Annotated in this window: 18 protein-coding genes; 8 read left to right on the forward strand and 10 right to left on the reverse strand. The window is 65.5% G+C overall.

Annotated features, from left to right (window positions below; genetic code table 11):
* Positions 1–2: 2 nt before the first annotated feature.
* From UP09_RS23080 to UP09_RS23115, 8 genes are all read right to left on the reverse strand, one after another.
* Positions 3–932, reverse strand: coding sequence for a Gfo/Idh/MocA family protein (locus tag UP09_RS23080; protein ID WP_044540583.1), 930 nt, complete (start codon positions 930–932; stop codon positions 3–5).
* A gap of 9 nt (positions 933–941) precedes the next feature.
* Entirely contained in the window at positions 942–1,721 is a 780-nt protein-coding gene (locus tag UP09_RS23085) for a FadR/GntR family transcriptional regulator (RefSeq protein WP_044540584.1), read from the reverse strand.
* Positions 1,718–2,701 (reverse strand): galactofuranose ABC transporter, permease protein YjfF, encoded by a 984-nt coding sequence (yjfF, locus tag UP09_RS23090; protein WP_044540585.1) that lies wholly within the window; start codon positions 2,699–2,701, stop codon positions 1,718–1,720. The genes UP09_RS23085 and yjfF overlap by 4 nt, the downstream gene beginning before the upstream one ends.
* Positions 2,698–3,681 (reverse strand): ABC transporter permease, encoded by a 984-nt coding sequence (locus tag UP09_RS23095; RefSeq protein WP_044540586.1) that lies wholly within the window; start codon positions 3,679–3,681, stop codon positions 2,698–2,700. The genes yjfF and UP09_RS23095 overlap by 4 nt, the downstream gene beginning before the upstream one ends.
* A gap of 1 nt (position 3,682) precedes the next feature.
* Positions 3,683–5,221, reverse strand: a complete 1,539-nt coding sequence (locus UP09_RS23100; RefSeq protein ID WP_044540587.1) for a sugar ABC transporter ATP-binding protein — start codon at positions 5,219–5,221, stop codon at positions 3,683–3,685.
* A 158-nt stretch (positions 5,222–5,379) separates the two neighbouring features.
* On the reverse strand, positions 5,380–6,345 hold the full coding sequence (gene ytfQ / locus UP09_RS23105; RefSeq protein ID WP_044540588.1) for a galactofuranose ABC transporter, galactofuranose-binding protein YtfQ: 966 nt from the start codon (positions 6,343–6,345) through the stop codon (positions 5,380–5,382).
* Positions 6,346–6,517: 172 nt separating this feature from the next.
* Positions 6,518–7,543 (reverse strand): histone deacetylase family protein, encoded by a 1,026-nt coding sequence (locus tag UP09_RS23110; protein WP_044540589.1) that lies wholly within the window; start codon positions 7,541–7,543, stop codon positions 6,518–6,520.
* 64 nt (positions 7,544–7,607) lie between these two features.
* Complete coding sequence (locus tag UP09_RS23115; RefSeq protein WP_044540590.1) at positions 7,608–8,312, reverse strand: GntR family transcriptional regulator; 705 nt, start codon at positions 8,310–8,312, stop codon at positions 7,608–7,610.
* A gap of 148 nt (positions 8,313–8,460) precedes the next feature.
* Here UP09_RS23115 and UP09_RS23120 point away from each other — a divergent pair, with 148 nt between their 5' ends.
* From UP09_RS23120 to UP09_RS23155, 8 genes are all read left to right on the forward strand, one after another.
* The gene (locus UP09_RS23120) at positions 8,461–9,234 is read left to right on the forward strand and encodes a class II aldolase/adducin family protein (RefSeq protein ID WP_044540591.1); all 774 of its coding nucleotides are present in this window, start codon (positions 8,461–8,463) and stop codon (positions 9,232–9,234) included.
* Positions 9,235–9,341: 107 nt separating this feature from the next.
* Positions 9,342–10,892, forward strand: coding sequence for an ABC transporter substrate-binding protein (locus UP09_RS23125; protein WP_044540592.1), 1,551 nt, complete (start codon positions 9,342–9,344; stop codon positions 10,890–10,892).
* A 74-nt stretch (positions 10,893–10,966) separates the two neighbouring features.
* Complete coding sequence (locus UP09_RS23130) at positions 10,967–11,938, forward strand: ABC transporter permease (protein WP_044540593.1); 972 nt, start codon at positions 10,967–10,969, stop codon at positions 11,936–11,938.
* Positions 11,935–12,774, forward strand: coding sequence for an ABC transporter permease (locus tag UP09_RS23135; RefSeq protein WP_044540594.1), 840 nt, complete (start codon positions 11,935–11,937; stop codon positions 12,772–12,774). Before UP09_RS23130 ends, UP09_RS23135 begins: the two co-directional genes overlap by 4 nt.
* Positions 12,775–12,777: 3 nt before the next feature.
* Positions 12,778–14,397, forward strand: coding sequence for an ABC transporter ATP-binding protein (locus tag UP09_RS23140; RefSeq protein WP_044540595.1), 1,620 nt, complete (start codon positions 12,778–12,780; stop codon positions 14,395–14,397).
* Between the two features lie 3 nt (positions 14,398–14,400).
* A complete protein-coding gene (locus UP09_RS23145; protein ID WP_044540596.1) occupies positions 14,401–15,336 on the forward strand; it encodes a 2-hydroxyacid dehydrogenase in 936 nt (311 codons plus the stop codon).
* Positions 15,337–15,355: 19 nt separating this feature from the next.
* Entirely contained in the window at positions 15,356–16,420 is a 1,065-nt protein-coding gene (locus UP09_RS23150) for a phosphotransferase (RefSeq protein WP_044540597.1), read from the forward strand.
* A gap of 4 nt (positions 16,421–16,424) precedes the next feature.
* On the forward strand, positions 16,425–17,687 hold the full coding sequence (locus UP09_RS23155) for an aspartate aminotransferase family protein (protein ID WP_044540598.1): 1,263 nt from the start codon (positions 16,425–16,427) through the stop codon (positions 17,685–17,687).
* A gap of 12 nt (positions 17,688–17,699) precedes the next feature.
* Here the strand turns inward: UP09_RS23155 and UP09_RS23160 are convergent, their stop codons facing one another.
* Entirely contained in the window at positions 17,700–18,269 is a 570-nt protein-coding gene (locus UP09_RS23160; protein ID WP_044540599.1) for a DUF2147 domain-containing protein, read from the reverse strand.
* 76 nt (positions 18,270–18,345) lie between these two features.
* Entirely contained in the window at positions 18,346–19,008 is a 663-nt protein-coding gene (locus UP09_RS23165) for a DUF3313 domain-containing protein (protein ID WP_044540722.1), read from the reverse strand.
* Positions 19,009–19,191: the final 183 nt, after the last annotated feature.

A 19,191-nucleotide genomic window follows, 5' to 3' on the forward strand; every position in this document is an offset into this window, starting at 1 on the left:
GATCAGTCCTCAAATGGCTCGACCACGCGCCGTCGCCCCAGCATGAAGCTATCCGCCACGAGCTGCAAGGGCGCCAGGTCGACATCGGACTTGCCCTCCGACGCCAGCGCGAGGAACCGGCGATAGAGCGCGGGGTATTCCTCCTTGGCGCTATCGACGATCAGCCTGTCGCCATCGCGCAATTGCGCTCCGCCTTTCGACAGAGCGACAGGACCCGCATCGGTCTCGATCAGGATGTCCCAGCTCTGCGGCCCGGTCTGGCGGAAATCGAACTCGGCGTGAACCGGCAGGCCAGTCTCGTCGGAGAATTCGAGCTCGGCGGCAATCGGCGCATCCCGATTGGACGGAAAGGCCAGCTCCGCACGCCGGACAAACACCGGCTGCGGCAAAATATGGGTCAGGATCGACAGCGCGTTGATGCCGGGATCGAACACGCCGAAGCCGCCGGCCTCGAAGATCCAGGCCTGGCCGGGATGCCAGACCCGCACGTCTTCCTTCCAGATGATCGTCACCTTGAGGATCTTGCGGAGGGCGAGCAAATGCCTGATAGGCTCGACCGCGGGCGCGTAACGCGAATGCCAGGTCGCGAACAATGTCCGGCCGGCCTGCTGCGCGGCAGCAATCAGCGGCGTGAGCTCGGCGACGGTCGCGCCCGGCGGTTTTTCCAGCAGCACATGCTTGCCCGCCGCGAGTGCCGTCATGGCCTGCGCGCGGCGCACCTGCGGCGGCGTGCACAGCGCGACGGCATCGATTTCGGGGCCGTTGTGCAACAGCTCCTGCAGATCACGGAAATGCGGCAGGTCCGCCGGCGATTTGGCGGGATCGACCACCGCGACCAGGGCCGCGCCCGCCGTGTTCGCGATCGCCGGCACGTGCTGCCGGCGCGCGATCTCGCCGAAACCGACAATGGCGATGCGAAGCACCTCGCTCATGGCGTTTCCTCAGGTTTCGGAGGTGACAGCGGCGGCAGCGGTCGTGGATTCGTACAAAGCGGGATCGACGATCGCCGCGCCGTGGCGGCGGATGCCATGGAAGATGGCCGCGGTCATGGCCGCCGCGGCGTCGTCGGCGTTGCCCTCGGCGATCGCATCGACGATGCGCTGGTGCCAGCTCAGCACCATCTCGCGATCGGCCGGATCGACCGGTGCGCTGACGACAAAGGATGCACGCAGCGCGGCCTCGATCACGCCGTCGACAGCGCGCATGAACGGATTGCCCGACGCATTGGCGACCGCGATATGCAACGCCAGATCGCCGTCCGTGAAGGCATCGGAGGTGGAGGGCTCGCGCCGCATGATCTCGATGCAGCGGCGTAGCTCGGCGATGTCGGCCTCGGTACGGCGCAAGGCAGCCAACGCCGCCGTGCGCGGTTCGATCGCAAGGCGGATCTCGGCGAGATCGCCGAGGAACTGCTTGTCGATACCGACGTCGAGATGCCAGGCCAGCACATCGGCATCGAACATGTTCCAGGCGTTGCGACCGCGCACGACGGTCCCGACCCTCGCCTTGGTGGTGAGCAATCCTTTCGCCACCAGCGTCTTGATGCTTTCCCGCAATACGGGACGTGAGACACCGAATGTCGCGGTCAGGTCGGCGTCACCTGGCAGCCGGGTGCCCTCGGGGTAACGGCCTGCGATGATATCGATGCCGATGCCGCGCGCGACCGCGGCGTGGTTGGAATGCGCACGCCGGGTCGGAATCACCACCAAGCCGGTGCTCATGCCTTCACCTCTCCTGCCCTGATGGTGCGGGACCGGCCGGCAAGCCGCACCATGGCCTGCTGCAAGGCGATGAACGCAAACAGCAGGATGCCGGTCGCGATCTTGGTCCACCAGCTCGACAAAGTCCCGTCGAAATTGATGTAGCTCTGAATCAGGCCCTGGATCAACACACCGAGGAAGGTGCCAATCGCCGACCCCTGGCCGCCGGACAGCAGCGTCCCGCCGATGACGACCGCGGCAATGGTGTCGAGCTCGACACCGACCGCCGACAGCGAATAGCCGGCCGCCGTGTAAAAGGAGAACACGATTCCGGCGATTCCAGCGAGAACACTGGACAGCATGTAGATGCGCACCGTCATCGAACCAATGGCGACGCCCATCAGCGCGGTCGCGGAGCGATTGCCGCCCATTGCAAAGACATTGGCGCCGAAGCGGGTGAAATGCAGCAGCACGCTGCCGGCCGCGACCACAGCCAGCATGATCAGCGCGATCGCCGTCAGCCGACCGCCGCCGGGCAGCGCAATCCCGAAGTCCGAGACGGCCGTATAGAGCGGCGCGGTGATCGGCGTCGATTCCGTCGACATCAGGAAGCTGGTGCCGCGCGCGACGAACATCCCGGCCAGCGTGACGATAAAGGGCGGCATGTCGAAGAAGTGGATCACCGCGCCCATCGCTGCTCCAAAGGCCGCGCACAGCACGAGCAGGATCGCGAATGCGAGCAGCGGCGGCAGGCCGAGCCGCTCGATCGACAGCGCCACGAACACGGTGGTGAAGCCGATCACCGATCCGACCGACAGGTCGATGCCGCCGGAAATGATGACAAATGTCATGCCGATCGCAACGATGCCGAGAAAGGCGTTGTCGGTCAGGAGATTGGCGACGACACGGGTCGAAGCGAAATTCGGAAATTGCAGCGAGCAGATCGCAAAGCCGGCGACGAAGACCAGCGCCGTGATCATGACGGGCGACAGCCGGCTCATGCGCGCGCCTTTCGGAAGTTGGCAACCAGGCCGGACAGCCGCGGCGATTGCAGCAGCAGCACAACCAGCACCACGGCCGCCTTGACCACGAGGTTGAACTCCGGCGGATAGCCGGACAGCAGAATGCCGGTGTTCATCGCCTGGATGATCAGCGCGCCGCAGACCGCGAGGATCAGGCTGAAGCGCCCGCCGAACAGCGAGGTGCCGCCGATCACGACCGCGAGGATGGCATCGAGTTCGAGCCAGAGCCCTGCATTGTTGGCGTCGGCGCCCATGATGTCGGCGGCCGCGATGACACCGGCCAGCGCCGCGCAGAGGCTGCACCAGACATAGACGGCAACGATCATCAGGCGGATGCCGACGCCGGAAAGCTCGCTGGCCCGCGCATTGCCGCCGGCCGCCTCGATCAGGAGCCCCAGCGCCGAACCGCGCACCACGAGGCCGGTGACGAGCAGCGTGCCCGCGACGATCAGGACCGGCGCGGGAATGCCGAGCGCGGAGCCGGTGCCGAACCATGCGAGGTCGGGCGAGGTGAAGGTCACGATCCGCCCCTCGGTGATGAGCTGCGCGACGCCGCGGCCGGCCACCATCAGGATCAGCGTTGCGACGATCGGCTGGATACCGAGCACCGCGACGAGAAATCCGTTCCAGAGGCCGCACAGCAATCCCGCCCCGAGCGCAACGGCGACCGCGACCGGCCATGCATGACTGTCGGCGAGGCTCGCCGCGATCGCGCCTGATATCGCCATCACCGCGCCGACCGAGAGATCGATACCGCGGGTCGCGATGACAAGCACCATACCGAGCGCAAGCAGCGCGACGGGTGCACCGCGGTTGAACACATCGATCAGGCTGCCGAACAATCGTCCGTCCTGCAGCCGCAGGTCGAAGAACTGCGACGAGACCATGCGATCGATCAGCAGGATCACGATAAGTGCGAGAATTTGCGCGAGGCCCCGGCGTGGCAGCTGAAATGCCATCTCAGGCCTCCGCCGCGGCGGGCACGGAGCCGTCCGCCGCGATCGCGGCGAGGATCGACGACACGTCGATCCCGTCGTCCTGCAACGTACCGACATGGGCGCGGTCGCGCAGCACCACGACGCGGTCGGAATAGGCGACGATCTCGTCGAGCTCCGAGGAGATCACGAGCAATGCCAGACCGCGGTCACAGAGTTCACGAATCAGACGGATAATCTCCGCATGCGCGCCGACGTCGATGCCGCGCGTCGGCTCGTCCAGCACCAGCAAGCGCGGCTCGGTGGCAAGCCAGCGCGCCAGTAGCACCTTTTGCTGATTGCCGCCCGACAACAGCCCGATCGGCCGCTCCGGATCCGGCGGCCGGATGTCGAGCAGCTTGACGAAGCGGGCAGCGATTTCGTCCTGCTCGCGGCGCGACAATGGCCGTGTGATGCCACGCTTTGCCTGCAGCGCCAGCACGATGTTCTCGCGCACGGTGAGTTCGGCGATGATCCCGTCGGTCTTGCGCTCTTCGGGGCAATAGCCGAAGCCGTGGCGCACCGCGTCGCGCGGCGAATGCAGCCGCACCGGTTTGCCCTCGACCGCGGCCTTGCCGCTGTCGGCGCGGTCGGCGCCGAACACCAGCCGCGCGGTTTCGGTGCGGCCGGAGCCGAGCAGGCCGGCGAGCCCGACCACCTCGCCATGGCGCAGGTCGAGATCGAACGGCGCGATGCTGCCGCGCTTGCCGTAATTCGTGAAGGTCGCGCAGGGCGTGCTGGCCGAACGATCGTGCGCGACGCGCTCGCCGGTCGTCTCGCTCAATTCGCGACCCAGCATCATCTGGATCAGTTCGAGCCGCGGCAGCGACGCGGTCATGCGTTCGCCGATCAGCCGGCCATTGCGCAGCACGGTGATGCGGTCGGAAATGTCATAGACCTGATCGAGGAAGTGCGTGACGAACAGGATGCCGATGCCGCGCGCGGCGAGCGCGCGCATGGTCCGGAACAGCATATCGACCTCGTGGCGATCGAGGCTTGCGGTCGGCTCGTCAAGGATCAGCACCCGCGCCGATAGATCGACCGCTCGCGCGATCGCGACGACATGCTGGATGGCGACCGAGTAATGTCCGAGCTGCGCGCCGACGTCGATATGCAAATCGTAGCCGGCTAGCAGCGCAGTGGCGCGGCGCTGCATTTCGCCGTCGCGCACGATGCCGAACCGGGTCGGCTGCCGCCCGAGATAGAGGTTCTGCGCCACCGAGAGGTTCGGCAGCAAATTGACTTCCTGATAGACGGTGGCGATCCCCTCCGCGAGCGCTTCCTTGACCGAACGTGGCTCGATCTCGCCGCCGTCGAGCCTGATCGTACCGGCGTCGCGCGACAGCACGCCCGTGATCACCTTGATCAGGGTGGACTTGCCGGCGCCGTTCTCGCCGAGCAGCGCATGGATCTCACCGGCATGTAGCGTGAAGTCCACCTGGTCGAGCGCGCGCAGTATGCCAAAGCTCTTGCTGAGCCCACGCACCTCCAGAAGCGGTTGCCTACCTTCGACAGCTTGTTGCATCGACGCACTACGTCCCGACGCGTCCGCCGCTGATAGCGACGAACGCGTGATTGCTGTTTGCAGATCGGATCAGATTTTCAGGCCCGCGGCTACCTTCCGCCATCCGGCGCAATGGCCGATGGCGGAAGGCAGGACAGTCGGTCAACAGCGGCACCGGCTCAATAGCCGAGGCCCTTCTTGCTGTCATAGGCCTTCTGCGGATCGTCGGCAGCCGTGTAGAGCTTGGACTCGGTCTGGATCCATTTCAGGGGCGTCGTGCCCTTGTCCTTGTAGGCGGTCAACGCGTCGAGCGCGGGGCCGGCCATGTTCGGCGTCAGCTCGACCGTGGCGTTGGCTTCGCCGGCGACCATCGCCTTGAAGATGTCGGGCACTGCGTCGATCGAGACGGTGAGAATGTCCTTGCCCGGCTTCAGGCCGGCTTCCTTCATCGCCTGGATCGCACCGACCATCATGTCGTCATTGTGCGCGTAGACGGCGCAGATCGTCTTGCCGCCGCCTTCGGCCTTGATGAAGCTCTCCATCACTTCCTTGCCCTTGGCGCGGGTGAAGTCGCCGGTCTGGCTGCGCACGATCTTCAGATTGGCGTGCTTGGCGATCGCGGTGTCAAAACCCTTCTTGCGGTTGGCCGCGACGCTGGCACCGACCGTGCCCTGCAGCTCGACGATGCTGCACTGCTTGTCGCCGACCGTCTTGGCGAGCCAGTCGCCGGCGACCTCGCCCTCATGCACGCTGTCCGAGGTAACCGCGGTCAGATAGAGGTCCTTGCCCGACGGATCGATGTCCCGATCGAGCAGGATGACCGGGATCTTGGCCTCCTTGGCCTCCTTCAGCACGGCGTCCCAGCCGGTCGAGACAACTGGTGCGAGGAAGATCGCGTCGACGCCCTGGGCGACAAAGGAGCGGATCGCCTTGATCTGGTTCTCCTGCTTCTGCTGCGCATCGGCGATCTTCAGATTGACCGAGCGCTTGGCGGCTTCGCCTTTGGAGACGGTGGTCTCCGCCGCCCGCCATCCGGATTCCGAACCGATCTGCGAAAAGCCGACCGTGAGCTGGGCCGCCGTGACTGGCGCGATGAACGGCGCACTCGCCAAAGCGAGACCCATCAGGATTCGTTTCAAGGCCATCAGACGCTTCCCCTCTGTTATGTCAGGAGGCGCCCAAATCACCATCTATCGGTGTTTAGGCACCGCTGCCGTGCATTGATGCCGGCGGCAGCGGTACCGTTTCACAAGTCAGCGGCCTTTTCTAGTCATATAATCTTACTTTTCAACGACGGCTGGCTGGAGACCTGACGCACTACCGCTTGGCCTCGAATCCGCCGAGCACGGCCGTCAGATTGGCGCCGAGGATGTCGGAGAGATAGCCGCCCTCCTGCACCAGCACGGCCGGCAATCCGATCCGCGCAATCGCCTCGCCGATGCGGCGGAAGCCGTCGGTGGTGACCGCAAGGCCCGCAAGCGGATCGTGCTCGGACGCATCGAGGCCGAGGGCGACGACGAGTGCACCCGGCGCGAACGCACGAATGGTCTTCGCAGCCGTCGCGAGGGCCTCGATGTAGCCGTCGTCGCCGGTGCCCTTGGCCAAGGGAATATTGAGGTTGGCGCCGAGCCCCTGGCCCGCGCCGCGCTCGTGCGCATAGCCCCAGACAAACGGGTTGAAGAAGGTCGGGTCGGCGTGGATCGAGACCGTCAGCACGTCGGGCCGCTCGTAGAAGATGCCTTGCGTGCCGTTGCCGTGATGCACGTCCACGTCGAGGATCGCGACGCGCTCGTGCTTCAAGCGCAGATGCGCGGCGGCGATTGCGCTGTTGTTGAGGAAACAGAAGCCGCTGGCGAGATCGCGATAGGCGTGATGGCCGGGCGGACGGCACAGCGCATAGACCGCGTCCTCGCCGTCCATGACCATCTGCGCCGCAGTCGTCGCAACATCCGTCGCCGAGCACGCGGCCGCCCAGGTGCCCGGCCCGATCGGGCATGAGGTGTCGATGGTGTGCCAGCCGAGCTTGCCGACGATATGCGTCGGATAGGTGCCGGCATTGCGCACGGGGTGCATGTTCGCGATCATCTCCGGCCCGGCATTGCCGAGCGCGGACCATTCATCCCAGGCTTCCGCGAGGAAGCTCAGATATTCCGGGCTGTGCACGCGGGCGCGCGGCCCCTGCCCGAATGCGGTCGGTTCAACCAGCGTGTGCTTGCCGGCCTGCAATCCCGCCAGCAGCCGATCGGCGCGCTCGGGCTGTTCGGTGGTGCGCTGGACCACGCCGCGCACCAGGAAGAATTGCGGATCATGGCTGCGGTGCTTTTCGCTGTAGACGGCTTTCACTGATTGCTCCTGTCGATGGAATGGAGGGATTGTTGACCGGCGCCGCGGCTGCGCGACCACGCGCCTACTTCGCGGCAGCCGGCCACGGCGCAATGTCTCGCACCAGCCGGCCGACTTCGCGCCTTGCATGGCCGATGTGATAGTCGACATGGGCGACGATGCGTTCGGGATGGCCGGCTTCGATCGCTGCGAGCACCGGCTCGTGGGTGCGCGCGATCTCGTGCGGATCGTCGTAGAGGCGGCCGATCAGGCCGATCAGCATCCGCAGCTCGGAGGCGAGATCGTCGAACAGCCGCAGCATGCGCTTGTTGCCCGCGATCTCGCAGATCAGGCGGTGAAAGCGGTAGTCCTCCTCGACCTGCCGCGCCGGATCGTCGAGGTCGGCCATCTCATGCAGCACCTCGATCTGCCGGCGCAGCATATCGCGCGTCTCCGGCGTCAGGTTGCGCGCGGCGAGCACCGCGGCGTGCCGCTCGACGCACAGACGAAGATCGTAGATCTCGTCGATATCGTCGGCGGCAAACTCCCGGACGAAAAAGCCGCGACGCGGATGGGCGACGAGCAGACCTTGTTGTTCCAATAGCCGTGCTGCCTCGCGCACCGGCGCCCGGCTGACACCGAGCTCGCGTGCGATTCCGGCTTCGACGACCTTCGATCCCGGCGGCAGCCGCCCCTGCACGATCGCTTCGGTCAGGCGGCGGGCGACCTGACCGACCAGGTCGGTCTCATTGAGGGCCGGCAAGCCGACCGGAGGGGACATTGTGCGCATCAAAAGGGTCCGTTTCGACCCTTGTACATTATTTAATCGCCGATTGTCGACAGTTTAGACTTGATCAATTGTTAGATTGTCGACAGTTTAGTGGCGCGGGTATTGCAGCGCAACGGGAACAGCCCGCTGACAGGGACTAGCAGCAACGATGACGACGCATGTGCGGCCCGAGGCCGTGAAGGACCAGAACGAACAATTCCGCATCGATCTCGCCGCGGCCTATCGGCTGATCCACCGGCTTGGCCTCGATGACAGCATCTACACCCACATCTCGGTGCGGCTGCCGGGCAGCCATGACCGCTTTCTGATCAATCCCTACGGCATGCGCTTCGAAGAGGTGACGGCCTCGAACCTCGTCACCGTCGATCTCGACGGCAATGTCATCGAAGACCGGCTCGGGCTCGGCATCAATCCGGCCGGCTTCACCATCCACAGCGCGGTGCACGCCGCGCGGCCCGACGTCGCCTGCGTGCTGCACACCCACACGGTGGCCGGCGTCGCGGTGTCCTGCCAGAAGCAGGGCCTGCTGCCGCTCAATCAATGGTCGATGCAGTTCACCGGCTGCCTCGCCTATCATGACTATGAGGGCATCGCGCTCGATCTCGACGAACGCGAGCGCCTGGTCGCCGATCTCGGCGACAAATTCGTGATGGTGCTGCGCAATCACGGCATGCTGACCTGCGGCCGCTCGGTCGCCGAGGCCTTCAAGCTGATGCACAATCTGGAGCGCTCCTGCCGCGCCCAGCTCGCGATCCAGTCCGCCGGTGCCGAGATCGCGCCGCTGTCCGACGCCGTCGCGCACAAGACCGCCGGCCAATACGCCACCTTCTACGACAGCATCGAGACCAACGGCGTGCCCGACACCGAGTGGGCGGCCTTCAAGCGCATGCTGGAGCGCACCGATCCCGACTTCATGAATTAGCGCATGATCCGGAAAAGTGTGCAGCGGTTTTCCGAAAAGATCATGCGCAAACAAAAAAACCTTGGGCCTGTTGCCCGAGCCGAAGCGAACAACAAGAGAGAGTGGATATGTTGAAACGAGTATTGCTTGGTCTTGTGATGGCTGGCGCGTTCAGCACCGCGGCATTTGCGCAGGAGCCGAAATCCGGCGGCGTCGTCAACGCGGTGATCCAGCCCGAGCCGCCCAGCCTGATGGTCGGCCTGGTGCAGAACGGCCCGACCCAGATGGTGGCCGGTAACATCTATGAAGGCCTGCTGCGCTATTCACCGAAGCTCGAGCCGCTGCCCGGCCTCGCCGAAAGCTGGAGCGTCAGCGAAGACGGCAAGACCTATACGTTCAAGCTGCGCAAGGGCGTCACCTGGCACGACAACAAGCCGTTCACATCGGCCGACGTCGCGTTCTCGATCGAATTCCTCAAGCAGACCCATCCGCGTGCCCGTGGCAACCTCGCCATGCTCGACAAGGTCGAGACGCCTGACGACTCCACGGTGGTGTTCACGCTGAAGCAGCCGTTCGGTCCGTTCCTCGGCATTTTCGAGGTCGGCTCGCTGCCGATGATCCCCAAGCACATCTATGAAGGCACCGACTTCAAGACCAATCCGGCCAACAACACGCCTGTTGGGACCGGCCCCTTCATGTTCAAGGAATGGCAGAAGGGCTCGTTCATTCGCCTGGTCAAGAATCCGAACTATTACATCAAGGGCTTGCCCCATCTCGACGAGATCTACTGGCACGTGATCCCCGACGCCGCCGCGCGCGCGGTGGCGTTCGAGACCGGCAAGGTCGACGTGCTGCCGGGCGGTTCGGTCGAGAATTTCGACGTGCCGCGTCTGTCGAAGCTCAAGAATGTCTGCGTCACCGGCGCCGGCTGGGAGTTCTTCAGCCCGCATTCCTGGCTGTGGCTCAACAACCGCGCAGGCCCTACCGCAAACAAAAAATTCCGTCAGGCGCTGATGTACGCGATCGACCGCAACTTCGCCAAGGACGTGATCTGGAACGGCCTCGCCAAGGTCGCGACCGGCCCGTCAGCCTCCACCATCAAATACTACACCGACAAGGTCACCGCCTACGACTACGATCCGGCCAAGGCCAAGGCGCTCTTGAAGGAGGCCGGCTACAACGGCGAGAAGCTCCGCATGCTGCCACTGCCTTACGGCGAAACCTGGCAGCGCTGGGCGGAAGCCGTGAAGCAGAACCTGCAAGACGTCGGCGTCAATGTCGAGATGATCGCAACCGACGTCCCCGGCTGGAACCAGAAGGTCGCCGACTGGGACTACGACATCGCCTTCACCTATCTCTATCAGTATGGCGATCCCGCGCTCGGCGTCGGCCGCAATTACATCTCGAGCCAGATTTCCAAGGGCTCGCCGTTCAACAACGTCGAGGGCTATTCGAACCCCGAGATCGATCAGCTGTTCGCCGACGGCGCCACCGCCTATCCCGACTCCAAGCGCGAGGAGATCTACGTCAAGGCGCAGAAGATCCTGACCGACGACGTGCCGGTGGCCTGGCAGCTCGAGCTCCAGTTCCCGACCATCACCCGCTGCAACGTCAAGAACCTCATCACCACCGCGATCGGCGTCAACGACGGCTTCCGCGACGCCTGGCTCGACAAGTAAAGATATCACCAGGCCGCGGCGTCCCGGAACGCCGCGGCCTCTTTGTTTTCTCTCGAACGCAACCGAAGTGACCGATGCTCGCATTCATAGCCCAGAGACTTGCAAAGGCCGTTGTCGTTCTGCTCGCGATCGTCGTCCTCAACTTCTTCCTGATCCGCATGGCGCCGGGCGATCCGGCGATGGTGATGGCGGGCGAGGCCGGCGCCAGCGATAAGATCTTCGTTGACCAATTGCGCGAGAAGTTCGGGCTCGACCAGCCGCTCCCCGTACAGCTCTATCGCTACGTCAAAGGCATCGTGACGCTCGATCTCGGCTTCTCGTTCCGCCAGCAGATGCTGGTCGGCAAGCTGATCGCCGAGCGGCTGCCCGCGACGCTGCTGCTGACCGGCACGGCCTTCGTCATTTCGCTCGCGTTCGGCGTCCTGTTCGGGACGCTCGCCGCGCGCTTCGCCGGCACCTGGGCCGATACCGCGATCACGGTGCTGGCGCTGATCTTCTACGCCACGCCGCTGTTCTGGGTGGCGCTGATGGCGATCCTGCTGTTCTCAGTCCAAATGGACTGGCTGCCGAGCTTCGGCTACGAGACCGTCGGCGCCAACTACACTGGTTTTGCCCATATGCTCGACGTCGGCGCGCATCTGATCCTGCCCGCCACGACGATCGGCCTGTTCTTCATGGCGACCTATGCCCGCATGACCCGCGCCTCGATGCTCGAGGTGCAGCGACACGACTTCGTCAAGACTGCGCGCGCCAAGGGCCTGCGCAATTCCGTGATCCAGCGCCGCCATGTGCTGCGCAACGCGCTGCTGCCGGTCGTGACGCTGGCGGGGCTGCAGGCCGGCACGCTGGTCGGCGGCGCCGTGCTGACCGAGACTGTGTTTGCCTGGCCCGGCATCGGCCGCCTGATGTACGAGGCGCTGTTGCAGCGCGACTACAATCTGCTGCTCGGCGTGTTCGTGGTCTGCTCGGCGATGGTGCTGGCCTTCAATTTGATCACCGACCTGATCTACCGCTCGGTCGATCCACGCATCGAGTTCGCGGCATGAGCAAGTTCTGGCGAACCATGCTGCGCAATCCCGGCGGCGTGATCGGGCTCGTGATCCTGCTGCTCGCGGTCGCGATTGCGCTGTTCGGCCCGATGCTGTTTCCGACGTCACCCTGGCGCATGGTGCAGCGGCCGTTTCTGCCGCCGTTTACGCTGTCGCGGGTGCCGCTCGGCACCGACGCGCTCGGCCGCGACGTGCTCGCCGGCATCATCTATGGCGCCCGCGTCTCGCTCTTGGTCGGCCTGGTCTCGACCATGGCCGCGCTCGCGGTCGGGATTCCCGTCGGCGCCGCCGCCGGCTATTTCGGCGGCAAGATCGGCGACGCCTTGATGCGCTTCACCGAGTTCTTCCAGACCGTACCAAGCTTTGCGCTCGCGATCGTGCTGGTCGCGATCCTGCAGCCCTCGATCGTCTCGATCGTGCTGGCGATCGCGATCGTGAGCTGGCCGCCGGTCGCCCGCCTGGTGCGCGGCGAGGTACTGTCGCTGCGCACCCGCGAATATGTCCAGGCCGCCATCGTCACCGGACAGAGCCACAGCTGGATCATCTGGCGCGAGATCCTGCCGAACGCGCTGTCACCGGTCATCGTGCTGGCCTCGCTGATGGTCGCGACCGCGATCCTCTTGGAATCCTCGCTGTCCTTTCTCGGCCTCGGCGACCCGAATCTGATGTCCTGGGGCTACATGGTCGGCGCCGGCCGCACCGTGATCCGCCAGGCCTGGTGGATCACGGTCTTCCCCGGCATCGCGATCCTGCTCTCGGTGCTGGCGCTGAACCTGATCGGCGAAGGCCTCAACGACGCGCTCAATCCGCGCCTCAACAAGGAGGGGCGCTGACGCATGTCCGCCACACCAGTCGTTTCGATCAAGAACCTCAAGCTCGCACTGCCGCCGGGCGCCGACCGTCCCTACGCCGTCGACGACGTCTCGTTCGAGCTTGTGCCCGGCAAGATCCTCTGCGTGGTCGGTGAATCCGGCTCCGGCAAATCGATGTGCGCGCATGCTCTGATGGGGTTGTTGCCCGACACCATCATCCGCGAGGCCGGCGAGATCGCCTATAATGACCAGAACCTGCTCACCCTCGACGACACCGGCTGGCTCGCACTGCGCGGCCGCCATATCGCGATGGTATTCCAGGAACCGATGACTGCGCTCAATCCGCTGATGCGGATCGGCGAGCAGATCGCCGAAATGTTCGAAGCGCATAATCTCTTGACGCCGAAGGCACGCAAGCAGAAGGCGCTCCAGCTGCTGCGCGAGGTCAACCTGCCCGATCCGGAACGCGCGATGCGCGCCTATCCGCATCAATTGTCCGGCGGCCAGCGCCAGCGTGCGATGATCGCGATGGCGCTCGCGCTGGAGCCGGCCGTGCTCGTCGCGGACGAGCCGACCACCGCGCTCGACGTCACCACGCAGGCGCAGATCCTCGAACTGATCCGCGACCTGCAGCGCCGCCGCAACATGGCGGTCATGTTCATCACCCATGATTTCGGCGTCGTCTCCGACATCGCCGACCGCGTCGTCGTGCTCCAGCACGGCAAGGTGGTCGAACAGGGCGCGGCCGACGACGTGCTGCGCCGTCCGCAACACCCCTACACCCGTGCGCTGCTCGCGGCCGTGCCGTCGATGCAGCCGCCACCGCGCGCACCGCTGGTGGACCGCTCCAAGGCGGTCGAGGTGGTCGGACTCGACAAGACCTATGTTTCCGGTGGCGGCTGGTTCCAGCCGGAGCGCCGCGTCCGCGCCGCCAACGAAGTCAATTTCGACATCCTCAAGGGCGAGACGCTCGGCCTGGTCGGCGAATCCGGCTCCGGAAAATCCTCGGTGGCGCGGCTCGTGATGCGCCTGATCGAACCTGATCGGGGCACCGTGCGCCTCGGCGATACTGATTTCACCCGCATCGCCGGCCGCGCGCTGCGCAAGGAGCGCAGCCGGATCCAGATGATCTTCCAGGATCCGTTCGCCTCGCTCAATCCGCGCCGTAAGGTCGGCAACATCATCGCCGACGGGCCGATCGCCCACGGCACCGATCCACTGGTGGCGCGGCAGCGCGCCGGCGAGCTGCTCGGCCTGGTCGGCCTCAATGCCAGCGCGATGGAACGCTATCCGCACGAATTTTCCGGCGGCCAGCGCCAGCGCATCGGCATTGCGCGCGCGCTCGCGCTCGAGCCCGAGATCATCGTCGCCGACGAAGCCGTTTCCGCGCTCGATGTGTCCGTGCAGGCGCAGGTGCTCAATCTGTTGGAAGATCTGAAGGCGCGGCTCGGCCTGTCGATGCTGTTCATCACCCACGATCTGCGCGTCGCCGCTCAGATCTGCGACCGGATCGCGGTGATGCAGCGTGGCGCGATCGTCGAGCTGAAGCCCACGGCCGCGCTGTTCGCAGCCCCCGAGCACGCCTACACAAGCGAACTGCTCGCCGCCGTTCCGGGCCAGATTTCCTCGTCGCGGGCGGCCTGACCGATGCGCTGCGTGCTTGTCAGCAAGAGCCTCGATCTGCGCGGCTATTTCGGCGCGGAGTTCGCGCGCTCCGCGCCTCGCATCGAGTTGGTGGATCATACCGCCGATGCGACGGCCGAGGATGTCCGGCTCGCACTGGCCTGGCATCCGCCGGATGATGCGTTTGAACGCTACCCGAATTTGCAGGCGGTCTGCTCGATCGCCGCCGGCGTCGACAACATCATGGCCTGCCCGAGCCTGCCACCCGATGTCGATGTGGTACGCGTGGTCGACCCCGGACAGGCGCAGATGATGTCCGGCTACATCGTCTGGCACGTGATCGGCCATCAGCGCGGCTTTGCCGCGTTCCGCGCCCAACAACGCGACCGGATCTGGCGACGCGGCGACCAGCGGCGCGCGAGGGATGTCCCGGTCGGCATTCTCGGCAGCGGCGGGATCGGCCAGCGGGTCGCGGCAGACCTCGCCCAGCTCGGTTTTCCCGTGATGAGCTGGAGCCGGACCGCCAAGCCAGATTCATCGGCGAGCCGCAGCTTCCACGGCCCGGCCGGTCTTGCCGCAATGGTTGGCGAGAGCGAGTTGCTGGTGAACCTGCTGCCGCTGACGCCGGAGACGCGCGGCATCCTCAACGATAATCTCTTCAGCAGGATGCGGCGCGGCGGCTATCTGATCCAGGTCGGCCGCGGCGAGCATCTGGTCGAAGCCGACCTGCTCGCAGCGCTCGACTGTGGCCAATTGTCCGGCGCGGCGCTTGACGTGTTCGCCACCGAGCCGCTGCCGCAGACGCATCCGTTCTGGGATCATCCGCAAATCGTCATCACGCCGCACGACGCCAGCGACGTCAGCATCGGCGCGGTCGCGGCCACACTCGCCGTGACGGCCGAGGCGATCCGCGCCGGGCAGCGTCCGCCGCATGCGATCGACCGCGCGCGCGGCTATTGAAGGTTCAGGGATTCGTCAGGTGCAAGGCAGCTCCCCCGTCGTCGCAACAGCGGATCCGATCGATGGATTGCGCGCGGCATCTGCCATTCCGGAGGCCCGTGCCGAAGCGCTGGCCGCCGAACATTACGGCCTGTCGGTCGCCGTGCGCCGGCTCGACAGCGAACGCGACCAGAATTTTCGGCTGCGCGCGGCTGATGGCCGCGACTACGTCCTGAAGATCGCCAATCCTACCGAGGATCGCGCGGTCACCAATCTGCAGACCGAGGCGCTGCGCCACATCGCGGCCCGCGATCCCACGCTGCCGATCCCGCGCATGGTTCCCGCACGCAACGGTGCAGTCGAGCTCGAAATCACCTTCGATGACGGTTCGACCCGCATCGTGCGTCTGTTGTCCTTCCTGAAGGGAACGCCGATGCACCAGGCGCCACAGTCAGCGGCGTTGCGCCGTGACGTCGGCCGCTGTGCAGCGGGGCTTGCTTTGGCGCTGCGCGATTTCCACCACCCCGGCGCGAACCACAAGCTGTTGTGGGACATCCAGCACGCCGCCGAGCTGCGGCCGCTGATCGGCACCGTGCCATCAGGCCAGCGCGACACCGTCGAACGCTTCCTCGACGGCTTTGCGACCCACGCCGTGCCGGTGCTGGCGCAACTCTCTATCCAGCCGCTGCACAACGACCTCAATCCGCACAATATCGTGGTCGATCCGGCCGAACAGGCACACGTCGCAGGGATCATCGATTTCGGTGACCTGACCGCAACGGCCCGCATCAACGACCTCGCGATAGCCGCCGCCTATCAGGTCACCGACAGCGACGATCCGCTGGCGCCGGCCTGCGAGCTGATCGCGGCCTATCACGCGGTCGCGCCGCTCGAGGTGCGCGAGCGCGGCATCCTGTTCGACCTGATCGCAACCCGCATGGTGATGACGATCGTGATCAGCAACATCAGGGCCGCTCGCTATCCCGACAACAGTACGTATATTCTGCGCAACAACAAGCAGGCCTCGGTGCGGCTCGCCCGGATCGCGGCGCTGACGCGTGAGCAAGCGGCACGGCAGATCGAACGCGCCTGCCTGGGGGAGTGATACAATGCCCATGGACAATTCGACGCCAGACCTGATCGCGCGGCGTAACCGCCTGCTCGGCCCGGCCTACCGGCTGTTCTATGAAGAGCCGGTACAGGTCGTGCGCGGCGAAGGCGTCTGGCTGTACGATGCCGCCGGCAACCGCTATCTCGACGCCTACAACAACGTCGCCTCCGTCGGCCACTGCCATCCACGCGTGGTCGAGGCGATCGCGCGGCAGGCCGCGGTGATCAACACTCACACCCGGTACCTGCACGAGACCGTGCTCGATTACGCCGAAAGGCTGCTCGCGACTTTTCCCGCCGCGATCGGCAACGTGATGTTCACCTGCACCGGCAGCGAGGCCAACGACCTTGCGCTTCGCGTCGCCCGCACCTGCACCGGCGGCACCGGTGTCGTCGTTACCAAAACCGCCTATCACGGCGTCACCAGCGTGCTGGCCGAGATGTCGCCGTCGCTCGGCCTGCCCGAGCCGACCGCGGCCCATATCCGCCTGGTGCCGGCGCCGCAGTCCGCCGGCGCCGAAACCGGCGAGATCTTCGCAGGCCACGTCCGTGCCGCGTTCGCGGACATGATACAGAGCGGCATCCGCCCGGCGGCGCTGCTCGTCGACACGATTTTCTCCAGCGACGGCGTGTTCGCCGATCCGCCCGGCTTCCTCGCACAAGCGGTCGACGCCGCGAGCGCGGCCGGCGCGCTGTTCATCGCCGACGAGGTGCAGCCCGGCTTCGGCCGCTGCGGTGAGGGGCTGTGGGGTTTTGCCCGCCACGGCCTCGTCCCCGACATGGTCACGATGGGCAAGCCGATGGGCAATGGCCATCCGGTCGCCGCGATGGCCGCGCGCCCGGAGCTGTTGAGGGAGTTCGGCGCGCGCTCGCGCTATTTCAACACTTTTGGTGGCAATCCCGTCTCGGCCGCTGCCGCCATGGCCGTGCTCGACGTCATCGAGCAGGAGGGCCTGATCGAGAACGCTGGAAGCACCGGCGCTTATTTACGCGAGCGGCTCAACACACTGCGCGCCAGGCATGAGCTGATCGCGGAGGTCCGCGGCGCTGGCCTGTTCATCGGCGTCGAACTGCGCCACGGCGCTGCGCCCGCAACGAAGGAGACGGCGAAGCTCGTCAACAGCTTGCGCGAACGTCGCGTACTGATCAGCGCCGCCGGACCCAACGGCAATGTGCTGAAGATCCGGCCACCGCTGGTGTTCGGCAGAGAGCATGCCGATCTCCTGATCGAGACGCTCGATCAGGCGCTGCGCGAGATCTAGCGGAGCTGTGCCCTATCTCGATCCGACCGTCGCGGTCTTGGCCGGCGACAATGCAGCCCATTCCTTGTCGGCCTTGGGACCGCTGGGATCACCGGTCAGTCCGACCAATTGTCCCGGCAGCACGTCGTTGGTCTGCTTCCAGGTCTGGGTTTGGCAGAGCAGTTTCAGCATGCATCCCCTCAGCTTCAGCCGGTCGGACGAGTCGCGCCACAGCATCACCGAGTAGGACCTGCCGTCCTCCGCATTGTAGATGTCGCCGTCGAACCATCCTTCCGGCGTCGGCTTCAGGCCCATGATCAGCTGATGACCAAGAACGTTGCGCGCTCGCTTCGAGGTGTCAGGATTGTAGCTGTCGCGGACCGGCTGGCCGCGTTCGTCGAGCGGATCCTTCATCCACACGATGTAGCCGCAGATCCGCTGCTGCCCCGCGCCACAACGCTCGAGCCGGATACGGGCGCGCCCGTCTTCGGTCGACCAGGTTCCGCTTGGATCGGCGGGGCTTGCCGCCTCGGCGCGGCCAATCGTGCTCATCAGAACCGCGGCAACGACGCCGCGCAGGATCAGTCGAAACAAGATACTCATCTATTGCACCCTTCGTTGGTTTTACTCATGCGCTCCGCCGCGCGCCTGATAGCGCCAGGCTTCGGAAAAACGACGCTCATCTGAACTGCGTCACCAGACTCTCGGCACCCTTGTCGATGCCGGCGAACGATGCCGCGAGCGGGCCGATGCTGGACTTGATGTCGTAGGCATCGGGATATTGCTTGGTGACGTAGGCGCTGAGCAGGCGCGCCGTCGATGCGTCGAAGATCTCGACGGCATAGATCACCGAACCGGTCATCATCCCCTCGCCGCCGCGCGCCGCCTGCACACCGTTGTAGACGGCGCCGGCCATGTCGAACCGCGACAGCGTGCCGAGGACGGGAGTGTTGGCGACCGCGCCGGTCAGGGTCAGCCGGACCCGAAGCGTGTTCGGGCCACGCCTGTTCACCATGGCGAAGCGGCTGGCGAGCCTGGTCATGAAGCTCGTCTGCATGTGAGCCGCGAGCTCAGCCTTGTCGCTGTCGGACATGTCGCCGAACTGGTGATCGCGGCCGTGATAGATGGCGACGGGATCGAGGATGGCCTTGTTGTAGCTCCGCCAGTCGACCTCGGTGGCGTAGCGATAGGGCACGCGGCCGGTCGTGTCGGACGTGTCAGGCGCCATGTAGGACGAGGACGCCACGTCCGAATAAGGCACCGGCGCGACGCTGGCGCACCCGGCTGCGATCGAGCAAAGCAGCAGCAATCCCAGACCGCGCGTAGCGATCGAGCTATCCATTCCAGTCTCCTCCAGCGGCCTTTCGGGAACGCCCTTGTGCTGCGGGCCCGCGACGCCGGGCGGAAGCCCGTCGCCGCCGGCAACGTCGACCTCCGACGAATGCCCGGCCTTAATCGATGCGGCAGACAATAAAACCGACTAGTCGGTTTGTAAAGTACAAAAATGAATGGAAATGATCGGCCG

Origin of the sequence: Bradyrhizobium sp. LTSP885, assembly GCF_000938305.1 — a bacterium.
Classification (GTDB): domain Bacteria; phylum Pseudomonadota; class Alphaproteobacteria; order Rhizobiales; family Xanthobacteraceae; genus Bradyrhizobium.